Annotated in this window: 1 protein-coding gene; it reads right to left on the bottom strand. The window is 55.5% G+C overall.

All coding sequences use genetic code 11. The features are described 5' to 3' along the window. Positions 1-175 precede the first annotated feature (175 nt). On the bottom strand, positions 176-517 hold a 342-nt coding region (locus tag BZK31_RS28445), incomplete at its 5' end, for an Hcp family type VI secretion system effector (RefSeq protein WP_102136533.1).

Below are 517 nucleotides of genomic sequence, written 5' to 3'. Positions count from 1 at the left end.
GCACAGCACGCCAGAACCTGCCAATTCGACGATGCCGCCGACCAGTCGAAGACTGCCGAATATTCGATTGGACATTATCTCGGCCGGTGATAAGGATTCCTGGGTCAGAATCGCGGCCATTTGTGCAAAGCTCAACGCTACACGGAACTCTCCGTCATCTCGCATGAGAGCGTCCTTATGCGAATGGCTTGTTGGCGATTCGGTCCCAGCCTCCAGAGACTATTCCCGCATTGCCGCCGTCTGCACGCCGCTGCCGGGAATATTCGAATTTTATCCGGCCATAGTTCAGCGCTATGACTTCCACCGGGAAGCCACCTTGCTCGGCGCCCTGACCGCTCACGGTCGCGATCAGCACTTCTTCAAGCACGATGTCCATGTATTTGAATTTCTCGGCGCCAGCCCGATGAATGCGCACAGTGACCGTCTTGATATGCGACCCGCGACAGCAAAGCTCGAACAGTTTGGGTGTGGCTTGATCAACATATTTACTGATCTGAAAGTCGCCCAGGCTCACCCC

The sequence above is a fragment of the Pseudomonas floridensis genome (assembly GCF_002087235.1).
Taxonomy (GTDB): domain Bacteria; phylum Pseudomonadota; class Gammaproteobacteria; order Pseudomonadales; family Pseudomonadaceae; genus Aquipseudomonas; species Aquipseudomonas floridensis.
The sequence above is the reverse complement of the archived record's forward strand: the minus strand, read 5'-3'. Positions and strand labels throughout refer to the sequence as shown.